Source organism: uncultured Caballeronia sp. (assembly GCF_964243625.1).
Taxonomy (GTDB): Bacteria; Pseudomonadota; Gammaproteobacteria; order Burkholderiales; family Burkholderiaceae; genus Caballeronia.
The window spans coordinates 1-9272 of the sequence record NZ_CAXTGZ010000211.1 but is presented as its reverse complement, the minus strand read 5'-3'; the positions used below and the strand labels follow the sequence as shown (position 1 = coordinate 9272).

Sequence of the window (9272 nt, the reverse complement as noted above, 5' to 3'; positions counted from 1 at the left end):
TCCACCCCGCGAAAAAGATTATATGACAAGCGGCACTGCAGTGCAACATGTTTGTCACGCTGGACTGCTCGGTGAAAATGGACAAACAAAAAAGCGGCGGCATATCTCGTTGCCGAGACATGCCGCCGCATTAAAGCACCTTGCTTCAACGTTGCTTAGAAGCCGAACGCGAAACCTGCACCGCCCGTGGTTTCTTCGCCAGTTGTCGAACCGCCGACCGTCAGGACCATGTTCGTTCCAAAGCGCTTCTGGAAGCCGATCGCAATTGCAGCCTTGTCACGATAAACACCCGTGCCGGCCGCGAAGCGATTGTCCTTGTCAGCGATGGCCGCCGCGCTGCCTGCCATCATCGCCATGGCGCTGCTCATTGCACCGACGCTGTTGATATGGTTGTTGGCAAGCGAAAGACCGCTGTTCATGTCCGAGCGCAATGCGTCGGTGTAACCCTTCGCGGACTTCACACCCGTGTTCACCGACTGCTGCATCTGGTTCACGTTGACAGCGTCGGTGCCTTCCGTGCCGGCCGCGACGTTCGTGATCTGGCGCTGACCGCCCGCAGACGCCGTACCGACCGAGACCGCGTTGGCACGATCGGCCACCGACCCTGCGCCGAGCGCCACCGAGTTCTTCGCCGTAGCCGATGCATTCGCGCCAACAGCAACCGCATTGGCGCCGCTCGCCACGGACGAGGCGCCCGAAGCAATGGCATTTGCGCCAGATGCAACGGCGTTCGCACCCGACGCAACCGAATGCGTACCGCTCGACGTTGCCGCTTCCGTATCGCGGTTGCCGTCAGCCGAGAACATCGGGTTGTAGGCGCCGTTGGCGAGGTTGGTGACCTGGCTGATCATGTCGTTCATCTGACCCAGGTTGACCGCGTCCATGCTGCTGGTGCCGGCCGTGACGTTATGCAAAGCCGTGCCCGTTGCATTGCCGTTGCCAAGCGTTGCGTTGGCGTAGTCCGGCGTGCCGTCGGCGTTGGTGTCGTACTTGATTGCGGCCGCGCTGAGCGTGCTCACGCTGTTCGAAACCGCATTGAGCTGGCCTACGTTGACTGCATCAGTCGTTGCCGTGCCTGCTGCCACGTTCGTGATCTGACGCTCGCTGCCAGCGGCTCCCACCGACACTGAGTTGGCCCGGTCAGCCACCGAGTTCGCGCCCAAAGCAACCGAATTCTTCGCCGATGCAACCGCCGCGCCGCCGATCGCCACTGCATCCGTACCCGTCGCCGACGAATCGATCAAGGTCGAGTTCGAGTGGAAGTACTTGATGCCGCCACCGTTGTTGATGTTGTTGGTGAAGCTTTGCAAGGCTGCGACGTTCTGGTTTGTCGCATACAACTGTGAACCGTTGACTGCGTCCGTGCTCGTTTCCGTCAGGTCGCCCTTGGCGAGGTTGGTCAGAAGCGTGGGTTGCGCCGCGCCCGCGCCGCCCAGCGTTACACGCTGATAGTTCGCCGAGCCGTCCGCGTTCTTGTCGTACTTGACGGCAAAGCTATCGAGCGTGCTGAGGTTGTCGGACACGGAGGTGAGCTGACCGAAGTTGACTGCATCCGTCGTGCTCGTGCCGGCTGCCACATTCGTGATCTGACGTTCGCTGCCCGCTGCACCTACCGACACGGAGTTCGCGCGATTTGCCACCGAGTTGGAGCCGAGCGCAACTGCATTGTTCGCCGACGCTTTAGCCGCGCCGCCGATCGCCACGGAATCGGTGCCTGTGGCCACGGAGTCTGCCAACTGCGAGTTAGTGTGGAAGTACTTGATGCCGCCGCCGTTGCTGATGTTCGTCTCGAATGTTTCCAGCGAGCCGACGCGTGTGTTCGTGGCAAACAGTTGCGAGCCGTTGACGGCATCGACGCTGGTCGACGACAACATGCCTGCTTTTACGTTCGTCAGGGTGACGGGCGTTGATGTGCCCGACCCGCCGAGCGTGACCTGCGTCTTCGCGGACGAATCGTAGGCAACCTTGTTGTTCAGTTCCGTGTCGACCTTGGCAATGGCGTCACCGACCGTGCTGAGCGAGGTGCCGGCGACGGTGTAGGCGGGCGCTTTGATCGAACCGTCCGCGTTCACCTTGGCGCCGCCGCCGAGCAACGAGGTAACGTTTTGAAGTTGCGTGACGTTGACAGCGTCGGTGCCAAGAGTGCCAGCGCTTACGCTGGTGATCTGGCGGGTACTCGCTGCGGTGCCTACCGAAACCGTGTTTTCACGGTCCACCGTTGAACCGGCTCCAAGGGCGACGGAATTTTTCAGCGATGCCACTGCGCCGTTGCCAAGCGCCACTGCGCCAACCGCCGATGCCGATGCCGCCGCGCCCAGTGCAACTGCGTTCGCGGCAGTCACGGACGACTTCGAACCAATGGTCACGCCACCGGCTGCACCAGCCGCTGTTCCGGACAAGTTGATTGAGTCGTCAGAGTCCGACGTGTTGGTAGGGGAGTTCGAAGTAGCGTCACCGAACGGATTGAACGAAAGCGAGCGGGCAGAATTCACTACATTGCCTCCGTTGGGAGCAAGAAGCACGCTCTCGTGAGAGGCCGCGTCGAGCGAGAGGTAGTTGCTGCCCACGACAACGGAATTGACGGCCTTATTAGCGATTTGCGAGCCTATCGAGAGCGCGTCGTTGGCGGTACTCTGAACGTCGGAGCCAATAGCGATGGACTCGTTACTTCCGCTGGAAATCGCCTTATTGCCGATCGCGACTGTTTGGTTTCCGGAGGACGTCGACAATGCGCCGATCGCGACAGCGTTCAATCCTGTGGCGGCTGAGTCGTCCTGCGTCGAGTTGACGTGGAAGTACTTGCCTGAGCTTGAGCTGTCGGCGAGTGCAGCCAGCGCTGCACCGACCGTGCTGTAGTTTGTGCCTTTCAACGTGAAGGTCGGACTGGTGACAGAGCCGTCCGCTGCGACCGTGGCGCCGCCGCCCAAGGCGGCGACGACCGGTGTCAACTGGCTCAGGTTCACCGCATCGGTGGCTTGCGTGCCGCGTGCGACCTGTACGAGTTGGCGCTGATTGGACGAGTTGCCGAACGAGACGGTGTTGTCCCGGTCTGCGACCGTATCAGATCCCAAAGCAACCGAGTTGGCTGCCGAGGCCGCGGAGGATGTTCCGAAGGAGATTGCTTTTTGACCGGTCGTTACGGCTGCGTGACCGAAAGCAATAGAATCGTTGACTTCCGCGCCGGGGACGTTATTAACACCAACTGCAGAATCCTGCCCGATCGCGATGCTACTGGTACCGAGTGCCCGGGCGTTATAGCCAATCGCCATAGTGCCGGATATCACTCCCGCAGGAGGTGCCCCACCAATTATTCCGTCGGTGTACGAATTGACACCAATCGCGATGGTGCCAGTATCTTGCGATAAAGAATTCGTGCCGATTGCAATGTCCGACGGGTACTCAATTTTGCCGCCGTCCAACTCGCCGGCGACTGCTCCGCCAGTCGCCCCGATCGCCACCACAGACGCCACCATCGCTTTGGCAATACTGCCGCTTCTCTTCCCACGTGCGCGGCTGAATTCCGAAGCTGCCACCCAAGCGCCCAGCGATTCATTCCAGACGGATTTATAAGTTTTGTTCATTCGTACACCTGTGTAAAAGTTAGCCTTTGTCCGGAGCCGGAAGACGGATCACGCTCAAGCGCGCTGTGTTGCAGGGCTTTGCATCGGCAGAGAACCGCTGGTTCTTCGGCTTTTGCCTGGAGAAGGCTTGAACTCTACGTAGACGGATGGATAGTCTTAATCGGAAATGTCCTAATCTCGGGCGAGAGGATACATATACAACGCTGTTAGAAGACGGGATGGCAGATTCTCGGAAAAACCGGGACGAAGCGTGTGGGGGAACAAGAACACCACCTTCACGCGGCGCGGAGTTTGTGCTTGCGCAGGTCGTGGGAACACCGGTGCATGACGGTCGGGAACAAGCGAATGCAGCCCGTCGTGTCAAAATTCAGGGATCGCGCGATGAACGCTTCCGGTTCACCGCATGTTTGAGCTTTCACTACAAGGATTGACTGGCCATGGATATCGCTCACGATTTGCAAACCATCCTGCATCAGGAGCACACGCTCGTTTTCCCGCAATTCGATACCGACCGCGCGTGGCAGATCGGCTCGCAATTGCGTGAAATGGCAGTGGCGCGTGGCGCCGTCGTCGCCATCGAGGTGAGGACATTCGGCCAGCCGCTGTTCTTTGTCTCGCTGAACGGCACAACCCCCGACAACGCCCGGTGGGTTCAGCGCAAGGCGCGCACGGTCGAGCACTTTCGCCGCAGTTCCTACGCGATCGGCTTGAGCCTGCAGCAGGCATCGACGACCCTTGCCGATAAATACACGCTGCCCGCCGCCGAGTTCGCATCGCATGGAGGCGCGTTTCCGTTGACAGTCAAAGGCGCGGGCGTGATCGGCGTGGTGACGGTGTCGGGCTTGCCGCAACGCAAGGATCATGAACTCGTGGTCGAGGCGCTGTGCGCGGTGCTCGGACACGATGCGAGCGCGCTCGCATTTGCATCGGACAAGGGGTAAGCGATGCGCACTTCCGCTTATGCGCTGCTCGCGGTCGCGATCGTTGCCGAAGTCGTGGCGACATCGGCCTTGCGGGCGTCGGACGGGTTTTCGCGGCTCGTGCCGTCGGTGATCGTGGTGATCGGTTACGGCATCTCGTTTTACTTGCTTTCGCTCACGCTCAAGTCCTTGCCGGTCGGCATCGTGTATGCCGTGTGGTCAGGGGCGGGCATCGTGCTGATCACGCTCGTTGCTGCAATCTTGTTCAAACAGATACCCGATCTGCCCGCTGTGCTCGGCATGGGGCTGATCGTGGCGGGTGTGATCGTGCTGAACGTATTCTCGAAGGTCAGCCCGCATTAGCCGAAGCCCTCGCGGCTGACCGCCGCCGGCGTGGCGGCTTAGTTGCAGCGAACGACCATCGAGCGATTTTTTACATTTGCCGATATCACGTTTGTAATGCCGCCACCCGTCGGGCCGCCTTCCTCGTTGTCCTTCGACACGATCGTATATCCCGTCGCGCCGCACTTGTCGCCGGCCATGACGTAGCAACTCGCCCACGTCGTGCTGGCGTCCGCTCCGCTGCAGTTGATGGCGTAGCCGGACTGGCCATCAGGGAGATGGATCAGAGATGCGTCGTTGGACGATGCACACCCGCCAACGCTCAAGACTCCGGCGGCGCAGAACGCCAGGCCTGCGCCCTGCAGCATGCGCGTGATGGATGTGTTCAGCGGCAACCGCCATGCAAATCGCTTCATTCTTTTCCTCATTAGCCATCGGCCGGGTTATTTGCTGCGCGCATTTTCCCATACACCCGTACCCGCAGGAAAAAGCGCTGTCCTTGATGCAGGTCAAATGACGACGTGAATGTGCTGGCGCGTGCCTTGCGGAGTTAGAAACACGCTTTATCTTTTTACAGTCGTCTCTGATCTGGCGCCTGAAGAAAATGCAACCGGATGCAACGAGCAAGAACTTATTGCAGGCCGGCGGACCTTACAGTATTCATGGACATCAAATAAAACGACGAGAGGACAACCATGGCAGAACGCGTCACCGGCCCGTACCGCGGGTATTACATCAGTGCTGCAGCACGGCTTACGCCGGCACCGGAGCAAGGCGAAGAGCCCATTTATGTCGGCACAGTGAACGTCGCGCAGGGCGGCCCGGATAATGTGCACCGGTTTGAAACCATGGTCGATCTGGGCGGCCAGCAACGCTTTGCGACCGAAGACGACGCGCTCGGCCAGGTCGAGGAGGCCGCGCGCGCCTACATCGACAGACTGTTGCAAAATACCTGATGCGCACGCTCAACATCCGTCACCCGGCGATGCGCTGCGTGGCCGAGGCGTTGCTTGATCTATTTCCGAGCGGCGCGGATATCAGCGAAATCGGCACGGACGCGAAGCCTTGCCTCTTTGTGGGTTGGCGGACCAGCGGCACTGCGGGCCAGCCTGGCAATATTGCGTGGGGCGTGCACTACCGCTTCGAGGCCGAGGCGCTGAGTCTTTTCGATATCGCTTGCGAGCCCGCCCAGCAGCGGCTCTGCGAACACGTGAGGGATATCAGCCGGCATCTGAGATTCGACTACGCCGATCCAGACGCGCTCTCGCTGAAAATTGTCGACGTGACCGCTGACATGGTCCGCGAGTGCATGAGCGAAGCGTAGCGCGCTCGGGGTAGACCGGCCTCTCGCGGTGCGAGTACTATCGATGCGTTTCTGTTTCTTGCGTCCGAGGCAATCATGAACATCCAGTTTCCGGCCGACGCGCCTGCGTATCGCGACACCAATCTCACCGTGGTTTTTCCCGCGCTGGTCGACGGCGAGCGCGTGCCGTGCGCGATCTCCGTGGAGGCGCTGGAGGACCATTTCGGCGTGAAAAGCTTCGACAGCAACGGCTGGATCAGCGCGTTCCATGCGGCCCGGCCGAAAATCGAGGCGGTGGCGCGCGAGCATTTATCGATAACGCAGGGCGCGCCTGTGCTTTTGAAAAGCGGGCATTTTCCCCCGGGCGCAGTTTCTTGCTGAACACCGTTCAGGTTTAAATTGACTTGGCCGTCATCTCGCGGAAAATGCGCGGATGGTCAGCCAAAAACAACATCTGTCCGATCAGCCGCTGCTCCGAAGCCATATTCTCGATGCCGCGCGCTCCATGGTCGTGCGTCACGGATTCGACGCGCTGTCCATGCGCAAGCTCGCCGAGGTCGTCGGCTATTCGCCCGCTTCGCTTTATCTGCATTTTTCCGGACGCGATGCGATCGCCCATGCGCTGGGCGCCGAAGGACATGCAAGATTACTCGCGGCGCTGCATTCGTACGATTTTGTCGAGGACGATACCGAGCGTTTGAGATCGATGGGGCATGCTTACGTCGAGTTCGGGCTCAAGCATCCGGAGATGTATCGGCTGATCTTCATGCAGAATGTCGGTTATACGGAAGCGATATTCAATGACGCGGCGGCGTCCGGCGAAACCGCGCTTTCCCTGCTTGCGGATGCGCTCGCGTTTTCCAGCCAGGCACCGGCTGCTGCCGAAACCTTGTGGACGGCGCTGCACGGCATCGTGTCACTGAGTCTGACCGCGGCGAAGCATCTGGTCACGCCGACCGACGTGCTCATCGATGCAACGATCGAGCTTTATTTATCCGGCGTCAAGAAAAAACCCGTGCGCCGCCCGCCGAGGCCCGGCGCCGCGTGACGATTGCCGCCATACTTTCCAGCTATTTCGAATCCACCGAACCTGTATTGCACATGACCGAGACTATCGAAGAAATCCGCGTCGAACGCGCGCAGGGCATTGGTTTTATCGCGCTGAACCGGCCGAAGGCGCTCAATGCACTTTCCACGCCGATGATCCACGCCATTCACCGCGCGCTCGAAGCCTGGCGCGACGACGACTCGGTGCATGCCGTGATCATCTACAGTCCGCATCCTCGCGCGTTTTGCGCGGGCGGCGATATCCGCTTCCTTTACCACACGGCGAAAGCGGGCGAGCACGCGGCGATTGACGAATTTTTCACCGATGAATACCGCCTGAACCACGCCATTTTCACGTATCCGAAACCGTACATTGCGTTGCTCAACGGTGTGGTGATGGGCGGCGGCATGGGCATCTCGCAGGGTGCACGGCAAACGGGCGGCTTGCGCGTCGTCACTGAATCCACCCGGATGGCGATGCCGGAAACGCGCATCGGCCTCTTTCCGGACGTTGGCGTGAGCTGGTTTCTCGCGCGTACGCCCGGCGCGATCGGACGCTATCTCGCGGCGACGAGTGCGACCATCGATTCCGCCGATGCCCTCTACGCCAATCTCGCCGATGTCTACATGGATGAAGGCACGCTCGCCGGGCTTGTGGATACGCTCAAACACAAGAGCTTCGGATCGGGTGCGGAGGTCGTGAGGTTCATTGAAGGGGAAGGGCGTGCGGATGCGGGCAAGGCGAGCGAGCTCGAAGCGAATCGCGGGTTTATCGACAAGCATTTCGCGTCGGGCAATGGCGCGGCTTGCCTGAAGTCGCTCGCGAGCGCCACGAACGGCGCCGAGCAGGAGTGGGCGGCGAACACGGCGGCCGAGTTGCGTGAGCGTTCGCCGCTGTCCATCGATGTATCGCTGGAGCTGATCGATCGCGCCAAAACATCCACGATGGCCGAAACGCTGCGCCGCGACCTCGGTCTCACCCGCGCAACCTTCGATCACGGCGATGTGATGGAAGGCATCCGGGCGCGCATTGTCGATAAAGACAATCAGCCCGTCTGGAAAGTGACGCGCGTGGAAGACGTGACGCGTGAAGAAGTGCTGCAGATGTACGAAAGCCCGTGGACTGCAGCCGGTCATCCGCTTGCCGATCTGGCGGATTAGTCCGCGTCGCTGCCGGCTGTAAAGGCGCGCATGAAGACGAGCGCGCCCCAACCCCACATTGCATTCGATGCAAATCCGAGCGCCAGTCGCGGCATCATGTTGCCGCTTGGCCAGATGCCGCGCAGCGGATCAAGCACGAACACGCTCGCGGCCGTCAGCACGATTCCGCCGAAGACCAGCGCGCCGATCCACGGCGCGGTGCGATCGGGCGAGACGCGCAGGAGCCATGCCATCAGGATGCTGAAAAACCCGCTCCATAACGCCGCCACGATGAACTCGGGAACGCCAAGCGGCAGGAAGGGAGTAGTCGAATAACCGGTGATTTCGATCACGCCGGCTGCGTGCAGGATCGCAATTGTCGATTCACGGAAGAACAAGGCGGCGAGAAAACCCGCGACGAACGGCAGAATGACTTTTTGCATTGAAAAACACCGCTTGAGACGCGAGCTGCGGCCGCGCCTGATTTTAGAGTGGCGTCATTATAGGGTCGGGCATGCCGCGAAATGGTGCAATCGGTGGCGCCTTTGCGGTGGATGCAACGGAGTCCTTGTCGTCGCTATTTGGCGATGGCGTCGCTCGCCGGATTGTTGTGCAGCATCCGGTCGCTGTTGGCGGGGAGAGCCGGGCGCTTGGTCGGCATGTTGTCGGGATTGTTGGGGCGTGTGGCGCCTGCATCCGGCGACGCCGGTGGTTTGACCATGGATGCAGCGTCGGCGGGCTTGGCGGTCTGGGCCTGGGCGGTGGCCGTCAAGATTGATGCTGCAGCGAGCGCAAGGCCAAGCGAAGTTCTGATGGCGCGGGATTTCATCTGTATCTCCAGTGCGGCGCGCGTTTTGGTCGAGGCTTGCGGGACGCTGCCGTCTGCATTTCTGACAGTGGAAAACGGTGAAGATTCGGTTTTCCTGATGGCCAGACACG

Annotated in this window: 11 protein-coding genes; 7 read left to right on the top strand and 4 right to left on the bottom strand. The window is 60.5% G+C overall.

All coding sequences use genetic code 11. The annotated features are described in order from the left end of the window. Positions 1 to 155 precede the first annotated feature (155 nt). Positions 156 to 3581, bottom strand: a complete 3426-nt coding sequence (locus ACFFAR_RS15870) for an ESPR-type extended signal peptide-containing protein (protein ID WP_174363261.1) — start codon at positions 3579 to 3581, stop codon at positions 156 to 158. 437 nt (positions 3582 to 4018) lie between these two features. Here ACFFAR_RS15870 and ACFFAR_RS15865 point away from each other — a divergent pair, with 437 nt between their 5' ends. Continuing rightward, positions 4019 to 4522 carry a heme-degrading domain-containing protein gene (locus tag ACFFAR_RS15865; protein WP_075357870.1) on the top strand — a complete coding sequence of 168 codons (504 nt, stop codon included), beginning with the start codon at positions 4019 to 4021 and terminating at the stop codon, positions 4520 to 4522. A 3-nt stretch (positions 4523 to 4525) separates the two neighbouring features. Then, entirely contained in the window at positions 4526 to 4864 is a 339-nt protein-coding gene (locus ACFFAR_RS15860; protein WP_075357871.1) for a multidrug efflux SMR transporter, read from the top strand. A 38-nt stretch (positions 4865 to 4902) separates the two neighbouring features. Here the strand turns inward: ACFFAR_RS15860 and ACFFAR_RS15855 are convergent, their stop codons facing one another. Then, positions 4903 to 5211 (bottom strand): hypothetical protein, encoded by a 309-nt coding sequence (locus ACFFAR_RS15855; RefSeq protein WP_086383725.1) that lies wholly within the window; start codon positions 5209 to 5211, stop codon positions 4903 to 4905. 327 nt (positions 5212 to 5538) lie between these two features. Between ACFFAR_RS15855 and ACFFAR_RS15850 the strand changes: the two genes are divergently transcribed. The 5 genes from ACFFAR_RS15850 (at position 5539) to ACFFAR_RS15830 (ending at position 8354) form a co-directional block, all read left to right on the top strand. Beyond that, the gene (locus ACFFAR_RS15850) at positions 5539 to 5799 is read left to right on the top strand and encodes a hypothetical protein (RefSeq protein ID WP_061999225.1); all 261 of its coding nucleotides are present in this window, start codon (positions 5539 to 5541) and stop codon (positions 5797 to 5799) included. Then, positions 5799 to 6167 carry a hypothetical protein gene (locus ACFFAR_RS15845; protein WP_256701043.1) on the top strand — a complete coding sequence of 123 codons (369 nt, stop codon included), beginning with the start codon at positions 5799 to 5801 and terminating at the stop codon, positions 6165 to 6167. Before ACFFAR_RS15850 ends, ACFFAR_RS15845 begins: the two co-directional genes overlap by 1 nt. Positions 6168 to 6242: 75 nt before the next feature. Then, positions 6243 to 6527, top strand: a complete 285-nt coding sequence (locus ACFFAR_RS15840) for a DUF1488 domain-containing protein (RefSeq protein ID WP_061999227.1) — start codon at positions 6243 to 6245, stop codon at positions 6525 to 6527. Between the two features lie 52 nt (positions 6528 to 6579). Further along, entirely contained in the window at positions 6580 to 7194 is a 615-nt protein-coding gene (locus tag ACFFAR_RS15835) for a WHG domain-containing protein (RefSeq protein WP_174363259.1), read from the top strand. Positions 7195 to 7247: 53 nt separating this feature from the next. Beyond that, positions 7248 to 8354, top strand: coding sequence for an enoyl-CoA hydratase/isomerase family protein (locus ACFFAR_RS15830; protein WP_075357875.1), 1107 nt, complete (start codon positions 7248 to 7250; stop codon positions 8352 to 8354). On the opposite strand, the gene ACFFAR_RS15825 is transcribed toward ACFFAR_RS15830, so the two are convergent. Together ACFFAR_RS15825 and ACFFAR_RS15820 are read right to left on the bottom strand one after the other, a co-directional pair. Next, positions 8351 to 8776: a hypothetical protein gene (locus ACFFAR_RS15825; protein ID WP_075357876.1), complete on the bottom strand. Its 426-nt coding sequence runs from the start codon at positions 8774 to 8776 to the stop codon at positions 8351 to 8353. The genes ACFFAR_RS15830 and ACFFAR_RS15825 overlap by 4 nt on opposite strands. 134 nt (positions 8777 to 8910) lie before the next feature. Next, positions 8911 to 9272 (bottom strand): hypothetical protein (locus ACFFAR_RS15820; RefSeq protein WP_375508101.1); only part of this gene is annotated, 362 nt, incomplete at its 5' end.